This is a genomic window from Gimesia fumaroli, from assembly GCF_007754425.1.
GTDB lineage: Bacteria > Planctomycetota > Planctomycetia > Planctomycetales > Planctomycetaceae > Gimesia > Gimesia fumaroli.
In genome coordinates, this window is sequence record NZ_CP037452.1 from 4488234 (window position 1) to 4508581 (window position 20348).

Here is a 20348-nt window from a genome sequence, read left to right on the forward strand (position 1 = left end):
CAGAATTGAGCGGAATGGCGCTAGCCACCGGTACAATGCCAGATAATATTTCGGGCGGCTAGCACCGTACCACTCAACAATAATTCATCGTGACTGTCTTTCTCTTGAGAGCAAGTCAGCTTGTTTAAAATTTTTTCCGACGTTCAGGGACGAAACATGATCGCAACACATTCCACCTGCCGAAACCAGTTCCCCATCATCCTCGCATTGACACTGCTCTTGTTTTCCATTGGATGTACCGCCCAAAAAGAATCCAAACCAGAGAGCACAAAAACAGAGGCATCCAGTCAAACCGAGGTCGAAGCCCCTGCTGAAATATCTAAACCGGAAAAAACCATCGAGATCACACTGACCTTATCCGACGACAAAGGCTTTCAGGAAATCCTCGAACAACAAAAAGGGAAAGTCGTGCTCGTCGATTTCTGGGCGCTCTGGTGTGTTCCTTGTAGAAAGAATTTCCATCATACTGTCGAATGGAAAACGAAATTCGCCGAACAGGGCCTGACGGTCATTTCCGTCAGTATGGATGAATCCGATGAAGACACGCAAAAAGAGGTCTTGGAGTTTCTGGAAGAACAGGATGCCCAGTTCACAAATATACTGGCGACAGCATCCGACGATCAGGATCCAATGAAAACATTTGGAATTGATAACGATACTTTACCACATTATCGAATTTACGATCGAACTGGATCACTCGTCAAGAAATTTTATTTTAAGGAACCAGATCAGAGCTTCACCCAGGCAGATATCGAGACTGCTTTAGAGACAACTCTGAAACAGAAACCGGAATAACCGCCTTTTCTCGATTGAGTGGAAAACATGATCCGTAAACTCTGGTCGACCTGCATTGATGAACTGTTCGGCTTTTATCTCCTGCATCGGTTTTTCTATTACCAGAAACAACCGCTGGTCGTTTCCAACGCAGGCGAATCGGTCCCCGAACTCCACAGCGGAGATCTGACCACGTTTTTTTCGCCCGTTCCCACAGCGGCACAACTGGAATATCAGCCCCGACTAAGACCGGCATCGAAGCTTACATTTGATGCCGCCGAGGTCGAGGATTTCCAATTCCTCAGTTCGATTCAAACGACGTTTCCTGAGAATGATCTGGTAAAAGGCCGCCACTGGAAATCGACGGCTGTCTCACGCGAATCGGGAGCATCGCCGCGTTATACCGTGGTCGCCGTCGATGGAATCGTGCAGATGGGAATCCGCAGTTTTAACAGGCTTGCACAACGTCTCACGCCCTGCGGCGTGGATGTCGTTATGCTGGACAGCCCGTTTAACTACCGACGCACGCCGGCAGGCTATCGTCCCGGACAACTGATTGCCGGCGGTAACCTGGATCATCAGCTCACCGTCGCCCGTCAAGGCGTACTGGACCTTTGGAGCCTGATTCTCGCTTTGCAAAACCAGGGACATCAGATCGGTCTCGTGGGCATCAGTCACGGTGCCTGGATGTCCCTGACAGCGGCCTTGTTAATCGATCAGCTCGAATTCGTGATGGCGATCACCCCCCCCGTTGACCTGTTCCATATCCTGGAAGAAGGGGGAACAGTTGTAAACGCGATTCGCCGTGGTGTCGGCGATGATGTCACTGAACCGGAACGGCTGGAACAACTCACCCGCCCCCTGGTAGTCCCCAACTGGCAGCCCCGTCTGGATGCTTCTGCCATCCACCTGCACGTCGCCGACTTCGATCGCTTTGTTCCCTCATTCCGCATTCAAGCACTGGCCGAACAATGGCAGGCAAAATCCTCCCACCATCGATTAGGTCATATCGAAGCCACCACAGGTCCGAAAGTCGTCGCACAGGTCGCGGAAGACGTTCTTGATTTCTGGAATTTGAAGCCGCAGTAACATTTTTTTGAGCGCTCAAAATTTGCAGATCATTCACAGGAAATCGCCGCGTAAACACCAACCGTTATAATCTGTATGACCTGTCTCAATTCACTGACGTTTCTATTTTTCTATCCAGATTTCGTTGATTAAATGCATCATGTTGTCGCTTCGCAACTTATTCTTTCAGCATAGCCTCAATTGCAGAATGACTTGATCGTCTTCTGCTCAGTTGAAGCTTCCAGTGGGCCAGCTTTTTTATCTATTCAGTTAGATAAAAGAATTTAATTCGTCTTTATAGTAAACCTATTTTGATTCAGTTCAAAAAAGGGAAGCTGCCAAGGGAGCAACTATGCAGGTACGAGTTCGCGATTTAATGACGGTCAATCCGGTCAGTGTGCTGACAGGAACAAGCCTCCAGGAAGCGGCGACGCAAATGATCCTGGCTGAATCTGCTGAGATCTATGTGATCGATCAGCAACAAAGGCTCATCGGGGTAGTACCCGATTATGCGATTCTCAAGCACAAACTGATGCATCAGCATCTGAATGATCCCATCGACTCGATAATGAATGTGCAACTCGAGTCACTCTCCCCCGAAGACGACGCACTGCAACTGGCCCACCTGTTTCGTGATCGCCGCAATAGCTGCATGGCTGTTACCGAGCAAGGTCGACTGGTTGGCAAACTGAGTTGCCGGGATCTCTTTCGCACCATCATGACACTGGATTCAATTGAATCAACAGAAGAACAGTCATCAGTAGCAGATTCACAATCCACAGCAGAATCCGATTCACCTGCTTCTTCGATGAACCCACCTCACCTCAACCGCTACAGTCTGAGAAAACAACTGCTCCAGTTAAACGGCCCCAAATGCAAGTAACCTGCCTCTAACCTGTCAGCTTTGGGCCTTTAAATCTACGCCCATATCTGCAAACAGGTAAATCATATCATCCCAGACATTCTTCTTCGCGGAAGGATTACGCAACAAATACGAGGGATGGTATGTGCAGACAACCCGCGCCCGACCATACTCATAAAACTGTCCCCGCATCTTCCCGATCGGCAACTCGGAATGTAGCAGATTCTTCGCCGCCACTGAGCCCCAGCAGACAATGTAGTCGGGATCGACGATCTCAATCTGGGCATCCAGAAATCCACGGCAGTTATCAGCTTCTTCGTTTGTCGGATTCCGGTTTCCCGGCGGTCGACAACGCAGAATATTTGCGATGTAAATGTCGCTGCGTTTTATCTGGCAGGCTTCGATAATCTTATCCATCAACTTCCCTGCCCGACCAACGAACGGTTCTCCCTGTTTATCCTCGTCGGCACCGGGGGCTTCGCCGATAAACATGATTTTAGCTTTTGGATTCCCCACGCCAAAGACGGTTTGCGTTCGTGTTGAAGCCAGCTCCGGGCATTTTTTACATTTCGCAACCTTCGCGGCAACGATCTCCAACTCTGCCTGTCGTTCGGCTTTGGTCAATTTCGATTTTGCTGTTCGAGCCACACTCATTTCCTTTCGAGGGGTTTCAGTCTCGTTGACGACATCACGGGGCGCGATCTCGGCCGGTGCCGACGGCAGGGGTGATCCCGCTTCCAGCACCGGTTGTGTTTCCCTCTGAACCGGAGAGGGCTCAGGAGGCTGAGACACAACGGGCGCAGCCGGTTGAATCGCGGGAGCTTCTTCGACAGGCGGTTGTGGAACCGGAGCCATACGCTTCAAATGCGTGACTCCCGCACGTTGCCAGCTTTCAATTAATTGGCGGGCTGCCCGCTGCGAACGTCGGTCCGCACTTTCATTCATGACGCATGACCTGTCTTTATCGTTTCACCTTACAGCCCGGCACTGCAGCTTTGAACTTATCGACACCTTCATCAGTCACTTGAGAGAAACTGAGCTGAAGCTCTTTGAGATTTTTCAAAGCAGCCAGCTTCTCCAGGCCCGCATCACCAATTTCTGTTTTACTCAAATTGAGATATTCCAGTTTTTTGAGCGGCAACAACGCATCTAATCCGTCATCGGTGATCTGTGTTCCTTCCAGATTGAGACGATTCAATTCGGTGAAACCAGAAATGACCTTCAGACCCTCGTCTGTGGTTCCCGTTCCCCACAGCCCCAGCCGCGTCAGTTTCTTCAGATCTTTGATCTGTTCCAACCCTGGGTCACCGATCATTGATTCATCCAAGTCGAGATAAGTCAGATTTGTCAAACCGGACAGATTCTTCATCCCTTCATCGGTCACCACGGTATCTCGCAAATGCAGTGTCTGGAGATTTTTCATGTCCTTGATGTTCTCAATACCGGGATTGCCCACAAAGTCCCGCCGTAAATGCAACGCTTCCATGTTGGTCATGTTTTTCAGATGCTTCATACCCTCATCGGAAATCTCGGTATCGTCCAGTTCCAGCGAAACCAGATTTTTATCCTTGAGCAGTTCCAGCGTTTTATCGGAAATATTGCGTCCCCACGTATTCAACCGCTGCAGATTGGGAAGTTGCGCGACATCTTTCATACCTTCGTCGGTCACCTGAGTCGCCTGTACCTTGAGCACTTTCAGGTTCTTCATCCCTTTGATCAACGGCATCCCTTCATCGTTGATTTCTTTATTGAACCGCAGATCCAGGTCTTTCAACTTGGGAAATGCGGCAACCACTTTCAAAGCATCATTGGTAATATTCGTCGCCCGCAGTGAAAGCACCTGCAGATCCTGTAGATCAGCCAGATTCTTGACCCCTTCGTCACCGATGGCGGTCGCCTCCAGATTTAAGAACCACAGTTTTTTCTTCTTGCCGATCTCTTCGGTCGCCGTATCGGTAAAATTGGGGCCCCAGATGGTCAATCGCTCCAGTGAAGGCAGACCCTCTAGATGCTTCAGGTCCTCATCTTTGGCGTTCGTGCCTTTCAAATCCAGAATCAGCACGCGTCCATCATCCGAAAGCACCATCTTCGCATCCAGGTCTTTAAATGCCTGAACGGCTTCAGGCGAATCCGGTTCCGCCGCCGACTTCTGTTTCGCATCCTTTGCCTGTTCACCCGCACCGGTTGAGCTCGACTTTTCTTGAGAGGCAGGAGTCGGGGGCGCACTCGAACTGGGGCATCCCGTTAACAGACATAAACCTACCAGAGAAAGAATCGCTTTCATTTTCATACTAACATCCCTTGTTGTGCTCGATCCGGCTCATAAATTCAGTTGTTCAAATCATTTTGAGAGAGCATAACAGATTCTCAAATGTCTTTCAGCTTTCAAGACGAAAACCAATCAACATCAAAGATTCATCGAACCCTCCTACGATACTAACAATGATCCCCAAAATAGACCGCTGGCAGAAACATTGCAATTCAAAGCATCTGTTTTCTGCAACTACTTGCGATTCCCTACCCAAACCGAGTATACTCAAAAGGCATAAACGCGCCCCGATGCGTTTAGCTTGATGACAGACCTGTTTACCAGCCCGTACCAGATTACGACGCCAATAAATCAAAGGATCTACAAGTGACACACCGCCTCTCCCTCGCCCCCCTGAGATTCTTAAGCCTGAGCTTAATTCTCTGTCTGTTCTGCCAGCAGGTTCCCGCCAAAGACTGGCCCACCTATCTGGTCGACAAAGAACGAGCCGGTGCGACTTCCGATACCTTCCAGCTTCCATTAACTCCCGCCTGGAAGTACGCGGCTCCCGCTGCTCCGAAAACAGGTCAGACCGATCCGGGTGAGCGGGTCATCGAAGGGCATGATCTCGAATCACGCGTCGATTTTGATGACGCCCTCCATGTCGCACTCGCACAAGGCAAAGCCTACTTCGGTTCGTCTGTCGATCATCAGATTCGCTGTGTCGACTTGAAGTCCGGCAAGGTACTCTGGCGTTTTTATACGGGTGGTCCGATCCGTTTAGCACCGACTTATGACAACTCCAAAATCTATTTCGGCTCAGACGATGGTTTCGTGTATTGCCTGGACGCTGCGACGGGAAAAGAAGTCTGGAAATTACGAGCCGGGCTCAACGAAGAAATGATCATTGCCCGGGGAGAAATGGTTTCACGCTGGCCCGTCAGAACGAGCATTCTATTAGACGACGGCATCGCCTACTTTGGAGCCGGCATTTTCCCTCATGAAAATATTTACCTCTACGCCGTCAATGCCGACTCCGGTAAAGTCGTCTGGAAAATCGACAATCTCAGCCAGACCAGCGCCGGCCGCAATGAACTTTCTCCACAGGGTTACCTGCTGGCCAACGACGAATTTCTGTTCATTCCCTCCGGTCGCTCTCTCCCCGCTGCCTTCAACAAGAAAACGGGAGAGCAGGAACACAAGCGATCATACAGCTGGAGAAGCACAGCCGGGGGCGTGGTCGGCGGAACGCAGGCCTTACTGGCTGACGGTCAGATCTACTCCATGGGAGCACATCATATCCTGGCATTATCTCAGGATAAAGGGGACGTCGGTTTTGCCTGGATCAACGGTCAACAAATGGCCGTTCAGGGAGAGTTCGCTTATCTCGCGACTGGAAGTGAAGTCCTCAAAGTCAATCGGCAGGAACATGCCGTTGGCTCACAAAAGGCACACAAAAATGACATGACCATCAAGAGCCTGTTTTCCAAACTGCGAAAACTCAAGGGCGAAAAAGCAAAAGCCGCCCGCGCGGAAATCAAAACGTTACAGGACGAAAACAAAAAACTTGCTAAAGCAGGCTTGATCTGGGAACAGGCAACACCCGCCCGCGATGCATTGATTGTCGCGGGAGACAAAGTCGTTGTCGGCGGTCAGGATCAGGTTTTGATTCTCGATGAGAAATCAGGCAAGGTCCTGGAAACACTGAATGTCAAAGGGCAGGCACGCGGCCTGGCGGTCTCTGACGGTCAACTTGTCGTCAGCACATCCGCAGGCGAAATTATCGCCTTTCGCACAGCAACCGAGACCAAATCTTCCGAACAGCCTGTTGACGCCGTCACTCTCAAAACACCTTACCCCGAAGACAAGCTGACATCCCTGTATGAACAGGCTGCCAAAGATATTTTGGCTCATACCAATGTTAAAGACGGCTTCTGTCTGGTACTGGGTAATGAAGACGGCAGACTCGCCTATGAACTGGCACGAAACAGTAATCTTAAAATTTATTGTATCGAACCCGACAGCGCCAAAGTCGCAGCCGCCCGCGAAAAACTGAGCCAGGCCGGCTATTACGGTCACCGCATTACCATCCACCAGACGGAACTCTCTCCGCTCCCTTATTCACGGTACTTCGCAAATCTGATCGTTTCCGACACCCTACTCAAAACCGGTCAGATTCCGGGAATTCCCAAAGACATCGCCACACACGTCAAACCACTCGGCGGAACGATCTGCCTGGGTGCTCCCGCAAATTCAAAATCAGAAACAGCCGCCTCTTCGAAATTAACGGATTGGCTCAAACAGACCAAACTCGGTGAGACGGCGCAGATCAAAGACCTCGGTAGCTATGCCCTGCTCAAACGGGGTGCATTACCGGGAGCCGGCAGCTGGTCTCACCAGTATGGTGACCCGGGAAATACGGCCAGCAGTAAAGATCAACGCGTCCGCGGCGGCCTGGGGGTACTCTGGTTTGGTGATCCTGGCGAAAAGAAAATGGTCAACCGCCACGAAGGCGCCGTCGGCCCGCTGGCGATTAACGGTCGCCTGTTTATTCAAGGCGAAAGTACCATCATGGCGTTCGACGCCTACAACGGCTTGTTCCTCTGGGAACGCGAAAACCCACAGGCTATTCGAACCGGCGTATTTCAAAACCAGAACCCCGGTAACCTCGTTGCCAGCGACGATAGCCTGTTCTTCATGATGAAAGAGAGCTGCTACCAGTTGGACGCCGCGACCGGCAAAACCGTCGCGAAAATCCCACTGCCGGAAAAACTCAACGATGGAAAACATGAGTGGGGTTATCTCGCCTATCAGGACGGTCTGATTTTTGGAACCGCCACCACGCGAAATGAACTTGAAGCCCGTCTGAAGCGACGCGGTCGTAAAACCGATGATTCCACCGACGCCCTGTTTGCCATCGATGTCAAAACCGGAAAGCCAGTCTGGAGCTACCAGGGCAAAAATATCGCCCACCATACCATTGCCATCGGACCCGAAGCCGCTTATTTCATCGACAGCTCCATCACCAGCGAGCAACGTGCCGATATCCTGCGGCAGGATAAATCACACCTGAAAGAGTTGACGGGCAAAGAACGCGAAATTGCCGAAGATCGCCTGAAAAAACAGGACCTGCGTCTGGCCGTCGCCCTCGACATAAAGACCGGTAAAAAGCTCTGGGCGAATCCCGTCGACGTGACCGACTGTAGTGAAATCGGCATCGGGGGCGGCAAATTATCCCTGCTCTATCAGAACAATGTGTTAGTCATCTGTGGTGCGAATGCGAACGGCCACTATTGGAAACAGTTCATCGCCGGCGATTTCTCCCGCCGACGAATGGTGGCACTCAATTCCGCCGATGGTTCGATTCTCTGGAAGAAAGATGCCAACTATCGGCATCGCCCGATTATCGTCGGCGACAAAATCATCGCCGAGCCCTGGTCCTACGACCTTTACACCGGAATTCAACATACACGCAAACATCCCCTCACCGGGCAGCAGGTTCCCTGGAGTATTATGCGGGAAGGCCATCACTGCGGCATGCTCGCGGCTTCAGAAAATCTGTTGATGTTCCGTTCCGGCTACACCGGTTTCTACGACCTTGAAAAAGACGGCGGCACGCGGCACTTTGCCGGTCACCGCACCGGTTGCTGGATCAACGCCATTCCTGCCAACGGTCTGGTGATGATTCCCGAATCCAGTGCCGGCTGTGTCTGCCTGTTCTCAATTTCCTCCACGATTGTGCTCGAACCGCGCGAAGAACGAACGCACTGGACCATCTTCAGCTCGGTCGGTCCGAAAACCCCCGTGCAACACATGGCCCTCAACATGGGAGCTCCCGGCGACCGACGCGATGCCCATGGCACGGTCTGGATGGCGTATCCCCGTCCACGCCCCAGCCGGGAAACCGGACTCGACTTCAAATTCGATATCAAACCCAAATTCGCCGCAGGCGGTGGATACAACAGTCTCAATGAAATCACACACCCTGTCAAAGAAGCGGAACCACCCTGGGTCTATACATCCTGGGCACGCGGTTTACAAGAATGTACGATTCCCCTGTTAGGCAAGAACGATGCTCCCGCAACCTATTCTGTGGAACTTTCGTTCTCAGATCTGGAACCGGTCGCGTTGAAAGATCAGCAGGAACCGCCTCTGTTTGAGATCAAGCTGCAGGGAAAAGTCGTCAAAAAGGATTTCAATCCGCACGCGGCCAAAACAATTCAGGTACAGAAATTTAATAACGTCTCTGTGAAAGATAATCTGCAGTTGGAATTCGTTCCACAAAATGAAAGCGCAAAACAAATGCCGCCTGCATTAAGTGGAATTGAAATTATCCGCTCAGATTCATAGACTGGTCCTCTGATTCCGATCTTGAACCAGTTCTCTCTTTCAAGCGAGATAATGTGAATTATTCCCTGCAATGCAAACGAGCCTGTCTCTGTCTGATTTTGATTCTGTTCAGTTTCAGCGGGCTGACTTCCGCCCATGCGCTGGAGTTGACGCTCGATCCACCCGGAGATCGTGAATTCGTTCGCGATCTCGCAGGCATGTTGGACGAAAACACCACCAAGCAGATCAAAGAACTCTGCGACAAGCTGCTCACCGACAAAGCCACACCAATCATTGTGGTCACCATTGATTCGATGGCCAAACATGGCGGGGCCGACATGCGAATCGAAACCTTCGCCACACTTCTGTTCAATCAGTGGCAGATCGGCCATGCCAAACTGGGGGACCAGGACTGGAACACCGGCATCTTACTGTTGGTTTCGAAAGACGACCGTAAAGCTCGGATCGAACTCGGTGCTGGCTGGGGTCATCGCGAAGATAAACTCTGCCAGCAGATTATGAACGATTATATCATCGCCAACTTCAAGCAGGGAAAGTTTGACGCAGGTATCCTGGCCGGAGTGGAAGCACTCGACAAGATGGCGCGCAAGCTGGAACTGCCCACGAAACCTGTTTCTCCCTGGACTTATGTCATTATCGCGGTCGCCATCGGGCTGGTCATATTCACGTTCGTCTCGCTCATCCGTCGCGGCTCCAGTGGCTGGGCCTGGTTGTTCTGGGGTGTCGTCTTCGCCGTCATTGGCACGATCCTGTATCAAATGTTAAATAACCGTGGCGGCGGTGGTGGTGGCTTTAGTGGCGGCTCATTTGGAGGTGGCTTCTCCGGAGGCGGCGGGGCATCCGGTTCCTGGTAACCAGCCTCCCCCTCTCACACAAGTTTGAAAGTAACAACTCATGCAGAGCGCATTTACTTATTTAACCGAAGACCAACAGAAACAGGTCGAGCAGGCAGTCGTCGAAGCCGAACAACAGACATCCTGCGAAATCGTACCTGTTCTGGCAACGTCTTCAGGCCGTTACGACCGCCCCGAAGACATCGTCGGGCTCTGGCTGACAGTCATCACGGCGATCACTCTCTGGTTCTTGTTCCCCAGGACCGCCGGACAGGCAGGAGACTGGGGCGGCATGCCTGTAGTCGTCGAACTGATCCTGGCCGCGCTGTTATTGGTCCTGGCGTTCATCATTGGCGCCGTCGCCGGCAGTCGCATTGGCTGGCTCAGACGCCTCTTCACACCCCGCCAGCAAATGCAGGATGAAGTCGCCGCCCGGGCACGCGAAATCTTCTTTGACAAACGTGTCCACCATACCGAAGGGGGAACCGGCATCCTGATCTACATCTCCCTCTTTGAGCACATGGCCGTCGCTCTGGCTGATCAGGCGGTCATCGACAAGCTCGGCCAAACCTTCATCGACCAGCTCTGCCAGAAACTGACCGAAGGCCTGCATTCAGGCGATGCAACCACAGCAATATGCGATGTCATCCAGGAAATCGGCACACAGGCCTCCACACCCCTGCCCCGCGCAGAAGATGATCAGAATGAATTGCACGATGTCCTGGTACTCATCGACTAAGTCCGTCCGCTGCTGTTCCAAAAGTATCTTAACATTGTTATGCGGAATATCGCGTTTTTTAAACGCAATTCTGTGCCCGGTTTCTGGTAATAACCGTTACCCCTTCGCATACAACCTGCCTGTCTTGATGCAAAAGCATGCAGAAACTTCACTAAAAGCACGCTTCATTGTGTCGTATCGACGCCTATCGACCACACTTCACGCCACGTTCAAACCCGATCCCCCCTTTTCAAAGCATCTCGCGCCTTGATGAGAGCACTTCGAAAACAGGGAACATTCAGCACAACTCCCCTTTATTCAGCAGCATTTCATCACTAGTTCTCTCTCTTCACACCACATGTCTGCCAAAGAAAAGCATGTCGTTTCAGTTTGTCACTACTGTCGACATTCGCACTCATTTGGTATAATGAACAGACAGACGTAGTACGAATTCAGCACTGATCATAATCAGGCTGTATAAAGCGAACATCGTTTCCACTTTGAATAAAGGAAGACATCATGACTGACCGAAATCGATTGGATGAACTGATCGGCGCTCTGGAACAACAGCGCGATGAACTCGCATTGAAAATTCATCTCGGCAAACAGGAAGCCAAAGACGAATGGGAAAAGGTCACCGACAAGCTGAATCAACTGCAGGATGACTACAAACCGGTGAAAGACGCCATGAAAGAATCAGCCGGCAGCGTAGTCGATTCGCTGTTCAACGTCGGCAAAGAAATTCAGGAGAGCTTTCAGCGCATCCGTAAATCACTCTGATAATCACTGATGGAACTCCGGATAGAGCACAGAAACGTTACTCAGTAAGCATTTGATTTATGGAAATCTCAGTCACGCAAACGCTGATTATCAGTATTCTCGTGCTCTATGTCGGATCGTTCCTCATAGACCATCTTCGCTGGTTGAGTAAATACAACATCCCCTCAGCCGTGGTAGGCGGCATCCTCTGCAGCCTGATCGTGGCAATTTACTACACCGTAACCGGACGGGAAATCACGTTTGACCTCTCGTTGCGCGATCTACTGTTGCTCGTCTTCTTCAGCACCATCGGCTTATCAGCAAAGCTCCGGACCTTAGCGGACGGCGGCATCGCACTGGGCAAGATGTTGCTCATTTCCATCCTGTTTCTGGTTTTGCAAAATGTCGCCGGCATCAGCGTTGCCGCTCTGTTTGGTTTCAATTCGGGTTATGGTCTGATGGCGGGAAGTATTTCCTTCGCCGGCGGATTCGGTACGGCAATCAGCTGGGGAGAAGTTGCCCGGGAAGCCGGTCTCCACGGTGCAACGGAAGCGGGAATCGCCTGCGCCACCTTCGGCCTGATCGCCGGCGGTTTAATCGGTGGCCCGCTCGCTGAGTACTTGATTCAAAAAAACAGGCTCAATGGAGAAATTGAGCCGGAAAGCCTGGAAAACGAGACCGAATCGGGCACCAGTTCGATCCCCGTCACCATCGAAGGCATGCTCGGCACCATTCTGGCTTTGGCGATTTGTGTTTCTGCCGGCGATGTCGTCAATCAATGGTTACATACCAAAGGACTCGGATTACCCGGCTTTCTCACCGCACTGTTTGTAGGAATTGTGTTAACCAACACTCTGGACCTCTTTCAGAAAGAACTCCATTCTAACGCCATCCGACTCTGCGGAGATATCTCACTGGAACTGTTTCTCAGTATGAGTCTGATGAGTATGCAGCTCTGGACGCTGGCTTCCAGTGTCGGCCCGTTGCTAACCGTCGTCGTGGCCCAGATCCTCGTGATGGCACTCATTGCGTACCACATTGTGTTTCGTTTTATGGGAAGAAATTATGACGCAGCAGTCATGTCGGGTGGCTTCATCGGCCTCGGGTTAGGCGCCACCCCGGTCGCAATGGCAAACATGAACGCGCTCGTCAAAAAGTATGGCGCCTCCCCACAGGCATTTCTGGTGATCCCCTTAATGGGGGCCTTCTTTATTGATATCGCCAATGCCATGATCTTGCGACTGTTTTTGTCACTGCATATTTATTGAACGCCGTCCCCGTTGCAGACACCGATTCGCTATTCGTTGTTCAGCGATTTCAACCAGATCGAATTCAATCGCAGTCCCGGAATACCGCCGGCGTTGGCTGCCTGAATGGTGAGCGTCTGCTGGCCCGCTTTCAGTTCCAGTGTTCCCACGGATCGCTTGAGAAACACATTCTGGCTCGTGCTCATCGGCAGCTCACAGTTGAGCTTCGACTTACCGACTGATATTTCCAGCGTCCCTGCGGCAGGCGAGGCATCTCGATACCCGTAACTCAACTCCACCGTATATCGCCCCGGCTTCAGCACATCCAGTTGCCAGGTCGCACTGCCGGCGTTCGATTTCCAGCCGTCGATCGTATCCCAGTCGTAGCCGTCAAACGAATATTCCAGCCCGTCCCCTTTGAGAATCGCCCAGCTCGGCTGCAGTTCCACAACCGGTTCCTCGGAATCGCCCACCGGAATCGCCGCCGGCTGATAGACTTGGCCCTCGGTCACATCATCAAACCAGCGCAAGAATTCGTTCCGCAGTCGTGATGCTACCTCGGGGTACTTCCGTGAGACATCTTTCGTCTCTCCCGGGTCCGCCTGCAGATCATATAATTTTCCCGCCGGCTCCTGCTGTTTCTGTTTTCCTTGCGGATCATGGCCCACCAGCTTGAACCGTTCGCCGTGAATGGACCAGCGGTGCCACGGGTTCGGCGTATAACGATCCCACGTATGATACAGATATTCGTGTGGAGATTTTCCCGCCCCCTGTTCCATCAGCGGCAGGATCGATTTCCCATCCAGCTTGATTCCCTGGGGAACCGGCACACCCGCCAGTTGACAGAACGTCGGAAACAGGTCGGTCTGGGCGACCATCGCATCGGTCTTTTTTCCTGCCGGGAAATGGCCCGGCCAACGCACCACAAACGGCACTCGGGTCCCGCCTTCGTAGGCACTCGCTTTACCCCCTTTGAGTCCCGCTTTAAATGCCCGGCTGACGCCGCCATTGTCACTGGTGAAGATCACGACCGTCTCCTGCTCCAGCCCCAGCTTCTTGACCGATTGCAGCAACCGGTTCAGATTTTGATCAATGCGTTCGACCATCGCATATATCCGCGCTTCGCGCAGGGGCAGTCCCTTCGCCAGATATTGTTCGATCAGCTTATCCCCTTCCGGCTGTCCGAAATGAGAGGTATCCAATAAGAAAGGCGAATGCGGTGCGTTATACGCGACATAACAGAAGAACGGTTTATCTTTGTACTCGGTGATGAAATCAATGGCCGCGTTGGTAAACAGGTCGGTCACATAACCGCGGGTCTCGACCGGCTGCCCGTTGACAACGACCTGATCCGGGTTCGTATAACGTTCAATGTGTCCGTGATAATGACCGAAGAAATGGTCGAAGCCCCTTCGGTGCGGCTGATATTGCGCATAGCGTCCCAAGTGCCATTTCCCAAACAGTCCCGTCTTGTAACCGGCTGACTGCAGGACCTGCGCGATCGTCGTCTCATCCTGTCCCAGCGTGTCACCGCCAAACCGGGTGTTATACAGGCCCGTCCGCAGATAATGCCGCCCCGTCATCAGCCCGGCCCGCGTCGGCGCACAAACCATATTCGCGTAGAACCGCGTAAAAGTGACTCCTTCCGCGGCCATCCGGTCAATGGTCGGCGTTTCTATGAGTTTATTGCCGGAAATGCCCGTATCCCAATACCCCTGATCATCGGTCATCACCAGAATGATATTCGGCTGCCGTGATTTTTCTTTCGCTTGCAGAGCATTTCCACGATCACAGACCAGGCAACAAACAAATACAAACAGCGAAGTCAAATAGAAACGATGTACGTTCATAGGTCGGATTCACTTTCTCGATTTGATTGATTCGTTTTTTACGCCTGCTTCAGACACTTTTCCAGATATGCCCGCGACCTGTTAATCTCGGCAGTCACCTGCTCGGCAGTCGGCAGAATCGGAATGCCGCGCGGTACCGGATGCATGAAGATTTCCGTCCGGCCCTGGTAGTTGATCTTTTTGAGGGCCGCTAAGAGCGGCACGAAATTCAAATCACCGCGGCCCGGCAGTTGTAACAGTTCCTGCTCCTTAGGCAGTTTCTTGATACACCCCATGCCATGCTGCCAGCCCTGAAAATGCACTAGTCGCTCATCCAAATCCGTAATCAGTTTTCCGATCATCTCCGGGTTCTGCTCCAGATGATAGGGCGCTAATGCGATCCCGAAGTTCTTTGCCGGCAGCGCGTCCATCAGCCAGCGTTGGGTATCGGGATCGTTAATCAAACCGCCGCCATGATTTTCCAGACCGATGATCACGCCCTTTTCAGCTGCCGCGTCCACGTGCGGCTTCAGTTTTTCTGCGAACTTCTTGATTGCCGCCTTCAGCTCGGCCCCTTTCAATCCTTTCGGGCCGCCACTGTTGCAGATCACCATATCGCCGCCCAGCTGTTGGACCAGATCCATCTCCCCCTGCATGTTAAACAGGCCGTACTTGAAACAGGTGAAGCTCCCCAGTTTGACGTTGTACTTATTAAACAGCTGCTTTGTTTTTTCAACACCCAGTTCGTCGATCTGCTCCCGCTGATTACCGTGCCGCTCGGCCCAGATTTCCAGATACTCGGCACCGGTCTTAGGGACTTCCTGCAGAATCGTCTCCAGTGGCAGCTTCCCGTACATGCAGGAGGCAACAATGTAATTCAGTTGAAACGGCCGGGAAGAACCGTCTGTCCCCGCCGCCAGCACATTCCCGATCAAACCTGTTGAGCATACACTACCTATTAGCTGTTTATTAAAATCACGGCGAGTCAGTTGTTCGAACATGCGTCTGTCTCTCTCTAAAGAAGTCTGTCTGATCTCGGATTATACGTTGACCTTTTCCCCGTCCTTGAGGAACGGAACCACCAGATGTTTCGGTTGCCCGGTTTCCGGGTCGATGATCGGCGCGGGTGAGTACTGTGTGACGTAGGCCCGCCGCATTTTATCCGTTGTATTGGCACCGCTGCGGTGAAATGTGAGCGAACTGAAGACCGCCAGACTGCCCGCCGGCACGACCGCCGTCACTCCCGGCTCCTTACCAAAGTAACCGGTCTTGTCCCCCGTTTCCGGGTCCTGAATGTGTTCCACCAGCGATTTCACTCCGATGGTCGAATAAGGGAGTACGTCGACAGTCCCATTTTCGACCGTCATATCATCCACGGCCGCCCAGCAGGTCACATACGGACGATGTCGAAACCCGAGATATCCCGAATCCTGATGCCAGGAAAACTTAATCCCCTTCTCCGCCGCTTTGACCACATACTGATCGTAAAACAGATACGCGGTCTCGCCAATCGTCGCTTTGCAGATCTCCGCCATCAGATCGCCGAAGACGTACTCTTCCAGACGGGGTGCCTGATCGTATTTCTTGGCGATGTGATACCGCTTGCCGCGATGGCTGATGTGAATGTGATCGGTTCCCAGACGGTCCATTTCCTCATGCATCAGATCAATCAGATGCGCACAGGCATCGCGAATAATCTGCAGGTGTTCGTCTGAAATCACCTTTTCCAGTATGAAATAGCCCTCTTCCTGAAACTGTTTTTTATGAGCTTCCGTTATGATGCCCGTTGAGACTGTCATCGTTTCTCCTTTACCGTGATCGAAATTCACAGCGGCCTACTAGACTGTATCCAGTTTTAATGAAGCGTCTCCAAGGCCATTTGAACCGAGTATATTCTGAAACACGCTATACTAAAATGTGATGCGATCTGGCGTTTCTTAATTCGAACTGTCGTTAACTATGACGTATAACCGGGGCTAACGCCCTGCGGCTAATTAGGCTGTCCTGTTGTCGAAGTCCTGAAAGTAAAAGTAACAGCACACCGTCGACCATAGAGTATTTTTAGATGGCTACCACCGTACACCTCAAAATCAGGATCAGAACTATTATATAAATGCTACCAACACCGTGCGGCTGATCCGGTTTCTGGTAACTTTCCAACCGGAATAACCTATTAGCCGAAGGGCGTTAGCCCCGGTTCCTCCTATTTGCTAAGACGAGTTCGATTTACGAATCACTTCTTAAGTATCTTTGATCTCGTAACCGGCCCGCTGTTCGCGTTTGAGCCAGGCATTGGCTTCGTCGTCGCCGACGAACTGTTCCTGCTGCGGATCCCAGGTCAGTTTGCGCCCCAGGCGTTGTGAGATATTGCCGATGTGACACACACTCACTGAACGGTGCTGGTTCTCGACACTGGAGATCGGCGTTTCCCGCGTTTCAATGCAGTCGAAGAAGTTCCCCATGTGATTCACAATCGCATCCAGCTTGCCCATCCGGGGCGGACGTGAAAGATTGTCATGACCATAAACGTTGAACTTCTCGCGGGGCAGCGGATTCTTCGCCAGATCTTCCACCGGCTTGCCGGCGATGGTTCCCCGGTTCACGAACATTCGCCCTTTGTCCCCCTCGAACATCACGCCCGTTCGTCCGGTGTCGTTGACTTCCAGAATGACGCCGTTTGCATAGCGGGCCTTCAAATGATAATCGAGGGCCACGTTAAAACCGTTCTCTACATTCGGAAATGTCGCCGTCCCTTCAATGTCGACCGGACCGGAATCCTGCATGCCGGCGCCCCACTGTGCGATATCAATGTGATGTGCGCCCCAGTCGGTCATCTGTCCGCCCGAATATTCATACCACCAGCGGAACGTATAATGACAACGTTCCTTGATGTAAGGCACATCGGGCGTCTGTCCCTGCCATAGATCCCAATTCAGAACCGAAGGCACGGGCTCGGGCTTAAACGGACCGCCGGTCTTGTTTTTACTGAGCGTCACGGTCACTTTTTTCAAGTTCCCGATCCGTCCGTCATGCACCATTTCCACGGCTTGACGAAAACGATGATCGCTCCGCTGCCAGGTTCCTACCTGCACTACTGCTTTGGTTTCCTTGACGACTTTATTGAGAATCTTGCCTTCATCTACCGTCAGCGTCAGCGGCTTTTCACAGTAGACGTCTTTGCCGGCCCGACAGGCGTCGATCAGCATTTTGGTATGCCAGTGATCGGGGGCGCCAATCGTCACGACATCAATGTCTGCCTTCTCCAGCATTTCGCGATAGTCTTCAAACAGGGTCGCTTTGCCGCCAAACTGCTTGCGAGCTTTCTCGGCAATCTCCCGATCAACGTCGGCAATCGCCACAATGTCGCCATACTCTTGTGCCTTATCAGCGATCACCGATCCCTGATACCGCATTCCGATCGAGCCGATTTTCAATCTCTCGTTCGGATTGCGTGACTTCTCTGCGGCCCGTGCCGTATTCACAAAAACGCCCGGCGCAATACAGGCCAAAGGCAACCCGGCTATTGCTGTTTTAACAAACGTTCGACGAGATAGTTTCTGTGACGACATCGCTCTCTCCTGTTTATGACTTTTTGAATTCAAGACAATTTTCTAAAACTGGTCGCGTGCTTCATCCAGCATCTTCATCCACGGACCAATATATTGGCCATGATCGTGATAGGTACGACCGCTGACCATGTTCCCATCAATCACGCACGGTTCATTCACAAAAATGCCGCCACAGACTTCCAGGTCAAACTGGCACTTCGGCACAGTCGCCATCCGCCGGCCTTTCACACAACCGGCGCGAGCCGGTATTTCTACGCCGTGACAGACGGAGGCAACGGGTTTATTTTTTTCGAAGAAATGCTGGGTGATCCGAATCAGGTCCTCATCGTCGCGAATATATTCCGGGGCACGGCCCCCGCTGAAGAAGATTCCCAGGTATTCTTCCTCTTTAATATCCTTAAACGCGATATCCGCCTGAATCGTATAGCCTTCCCACTCTTTGGTGATCGTCCAGCCCGGTTTCACTTCATGCAGCACCATCTGATACAGACGCTTTTCCGGGGCCGCCACAACCGGTTCGTAGCCCCCTTCGATCAAACGATAATAGGGGTAAAGTGTGTCTACGGTTTCAGTTGCATCGCCAACGATGATTAACACCCTGTTCATTCAAACCATTCCTTCTACGTAAATTTCTAAGCATTGAACTGGTTTCCATTCTACAATCGAATCCAGCCCGGTCATTACGGATTTCCATAAACATTATCATGTTTTGCGTACATTTTCAGCGTCAATCACACGAGATACCACACAATTCGCGAACTCCCTTCGTGTACGTTAAAAACCATGCGTATTCACGATTCATCGCTCAACCGGAAATCTCTGGTCAGAACGACTCCTGGAGCGTTCGATCAAAGGCATGAATTTCGGCGCGATTCCTGCCTGATCGAAATATTTCAAATATCAGTCGCCGTACCTCATTTGATCAACTGATACCCCGTGCGTGATGTCCGGTACTTGATCTCATGCGCGCTCTTCAGTCCGCGGCTTTTGCCGTCACCGGTCATCGTTCCGTTTTCGCAACAAGCGACGACTTTCAACACCCCCTTCGCCTGCACGCTCACCGGCTCGCTAATCGTGATCTCGAAAGTCCCATCTTTCTCAACACGGGCCACGTATGGCTTTTGGAAATATTGGGTTTGCACATCAGGTGCCGTGTCGTAAACAATAACGCTATGCGCCGGGACATTCGATGTAATACGTCCGGTCAGATGTGCCACCCGTTTCTGGCGATCATTCTTAACGGCGATGTCATGCCATTTGACCTTGGGAATCATATAGCGACGCTGTGCTGTCCCCGTAAATAACGGAAGCTTCCACAGAATCGCTGCTGAAGCTTCCGTAACATAACCCCGCTCTTCCTTATTTTTCATCACTCTGCGATAGTTGGCGATGGTCGCCCCCATCAAAGGCATCCCTAGATCGCGTTTGATGAGTGGGCCATTGTGCGGAAGCCCGAGTGCATGACCGAATTCGTGGATGGTGCCCTTCAAAGTCAATTCTTTCAGAAACGGTTTCGCCAACTTGTCCTCCGGGGATATTTCTCCCGGCAGATTTGTATAGTTGACCTGTGACAATCCTCCTGCAGCCGCGCTCCCCGAGCCCAGATAACTGCTGTACTTCAATGGAGGATCACCCACATAAACCCAAACCCACCAAACGTCTAATGTTTTGGGAATCTTATATTTCTGCATTGCCAATAGCTTACCTTTTCGCGACAGGTTTCCGTCCTTCAATGGAAATTTTCCACTCGCCAGAGTTTCAGGCGATTTGACGAATAAAATCTTCACGCTGCCATCGGTGTTTCGCTGAAAGATTTGCTCACGTTTTGGCGGGTAGTCCCATACTTTCATCCACTTCACCAGCATCGCTTCCGTGTAGTCAGCGACCTGTGTCAATCGTCTGGAGACACCAGCCGGAGCATCAACGTCTGCCGGGGTTAAGAAGACCATCTGAACCTTGGGCATTTTTGGCTGGCCAAAGGCCGAAATGGGGAAAAAAAGTAATAGAACAGATAACAAGAGATAGCGCATCGCTCTTTGCCTTCGAAACAGAATGAGGATCACACCTGACGAAGCAACTGTCCATTCATGT

Annotated in this window: 16 protein-coding genes; 8 read left to right on the forward strand and 8 right to left on the reverse strand. The window is 51.8% G+C overall.

Going from position 1 to position 20348, the window contains the following annotated elements:
• The first annotated feature begins 156 nt into the window (after nucleotides 1–156).
• From Enr17x_RS16900 to Enr17x_RS16910, 3 genes are all read left to right on the forward strand, one after another.
• The gene (locus Enr17x_RS16900; protein WP_145310714.1) at nucleotides 157–795 is read left to right on the forward strand and encodes a TlpA disulfide reductase family protein; all 639 of its coding nucleotides are present in this window, start codon (nucleotides 157–159) and stop codon (nucleotides 793–795) included.
• A gap of 27 nt (nucleotides 796–822) precedes the next feature.
• Nucleotides 823–1863 carry an alpha/beta hydrolase gene (locus tag Enr17x_RS16905; protein ID WP_145310716.1) on the forward strand — a complete coding sequence of 347 codons (1041 nt, stop codon included), beginning with the start codon at nucleotides 823–825 and terminating at the stop codon, nucleotides 1861–1863.
• 331 nt (nucleotides 1864–2194) lie between these two features.
• Entirely contained in the window at nucleotides 2195–2725 is a 531-nt protein-coding gene (locus Enr17x_RS16910) for a CBS domain-containing protein (protein WP_145310718.1), read from the forward strand.
• Nucleotides 2726–2740: 15 nt separating this feature from the next.
• Here the strand turns inward: Enr17x_RS16910 and Enr17x_RS16915 are convergent, their stop codons facing one another.
• Both Enr17x_RS16915 and Enr17x_RS16920 read right to left on the reverse strand, forming a co-directional pair.
• Nucleotides 2741–3649, reverse strand: a complete 909-nt coding sequence (locus Enr17x_RS16915; protein ID WP_145310720.1) for a uracil-DNA glycosylase — start codon at nucleotides 3647–3649, stop codon at nucleotides 2741–2743.
• Between the two features lie 16 nt (nucleotides 3650–3665).
• On the reverse strand, nucleotides 3666–4994 hold the full coding sequence (locus tag Enr17x_RS16920; protein WP_145310722.1) for a leucine-rich repeat domain-containing protein: 1329 nt from the start codon (nucleotides 4992–4994) through the stop codon (nucleotides 3666–3668).
• Nucleotides 4995–5339: 345 nt separating this feature from the next.
• Here Enr17x_RS16920 and Enr17x_RS16925 point away from each other — a divergent pair, with 345 nt between their 5' ends.
• The 5 genes from Enr17x_RS16925 to gltS all read left to right on the forward strand — a co-directional run bounded on the left by Enr17x_RS16925 (nucleotide 5340) and on the right by gltS (nucleotide 12880).
• Complete coding sequence (locus Enr17x_RS16925) at nucleotides 5340–9302, forward strand: outer membrane protein assembly factor BamB family protein (protein WP_145310724.1); 3963 nt, start codon at nucleotides 5340–5342, stop codon at nucleotides 9300–9302.
• Between the two features lie 53 nt (nucleotides 9303–9355).
• Nucleotides 9356–10156 (forward strand): TPM domain-containing protein, encoded by an 801-nt coding sequence (locus Enr17x_RS16930; protein ID WP_145310725.1) that lies wholly within the window; start codon nucleotides 9356–9358, stop codon nucleotides 10154–10156.
• Between the two features lie 40 nt (nucleotides 10157–10196).
• A complete protein-coding gene (locus Enr17x_RS16935) occupies nucleotides 10197–10874 on the forward strand; it encodes a TPM domain-containing protein (protein WP_145310727.1) in 678 nt (225 codons plus the stop codon).
• 498 nt (nucleotides 10875–11372) lie between these two features.
• Nucleotides 11373–11633, forward strand: a complete 261-nt coding sequence (locus Enr17x_RS16940; protein WP_145310729.1) for a hypothetical protein — start codon at nucleotides 11373–11375, stop codon at nucleotides 11631–11633.
• Between the two features lie 59 nt (nucleotides 11634–11692).
• Complete coding sequence (gene gltS / locus Enr17x_RS16945) at nucleotides 11693–12880, forward strand: sodium/glutamate symporter (RefSeq protein WP_145310731.1); 1188 nt, start codon at nucleotides 11693–11695, stop codon at nucleotides 12878–12880.
• 29 nt (nucleotides 12881–12909) lie between these two features.
• Here the strand turns inward: gltS and Enr17x_RS16950 are convergent, their stop codons facing one another.
• From Enr17x_RS16950 to Enr17x_RS16975, 6 genes are all read right to left on the reverse strand, one after another.
• Nucleotides 12910–14709: an arylsulfatase gene (locus tag Enr17x_RS16950; RefSeq protein WP_145310733.1), complete on the reverse strand. Its 1800-nt coding sequence runs from the start codon at nucleotides 14707–14709 to the stop codon at nucleotides 12910–12912.
• 38 nt (nucleotides 14710–14747) lie between these two features.
• A complete protein-coding gene (locus tag Enr17x_RS16955; RefSeq protein ID WP_145310735.1) occupies nucleotides 14748–15689 on the reverse strand; it encodes a sugar phosphate isomerase/epimerase family protein in 942 nt (313 codons plus the stop codon).
• A 39-nt stretch (nucleotides 15690–15728) separates the two neighbouring features.
• A complete protein-coding gene (locus Enr17x_RS16960; protein WP_145310737.1) occupies nucleotides 15729–16487 on the reverse strand; it encodes a phytanoyl-CoA dioxygenase family protein in 759 nt (252 codons plus the stop codon).
• 441 nt (nucleotides 16488–16928) lie between these two features.
• Nucleotides 16929–18257 (reverse strand): Gfo/Idh/MocA family protein, encoded by a 1329-nt coding sequence (locus tag Enr17x_RS16965; protein WP_145310739.1) that lies wholly within the window; start codon nucleotides 18255–18257, stop codon nucleotides 16929–16931.
• Between the two features lie 42 nt (nucleotides 18258–18299).
• A complete protein-coding gene (locus Enr17x_RS16970; protein WP_145310741.1) occupies nucleotides 18300–18863 on the reverse strand; it encodes a DJ-1/PfpI family protein in 564 nt (187 codons plus the stop codon).
• Between the two features lie 308 nt (nucleotides 18864–19171).
• Nucleotides 19172–20287 carry a zinc metalloprotease gene (locus Enr17x_RS16975; protein WP_145310743.1) on the reverse strand — a complete coding sequence of 372 codons (1116 nt, stop codon included), beginning with the start codon at nucleotides 20285–20287 and terminating at the stop codon, nucleotides 19172–19174.
• Nucleotides 20288–20348 lie beyond the last annotated feature (61 nt).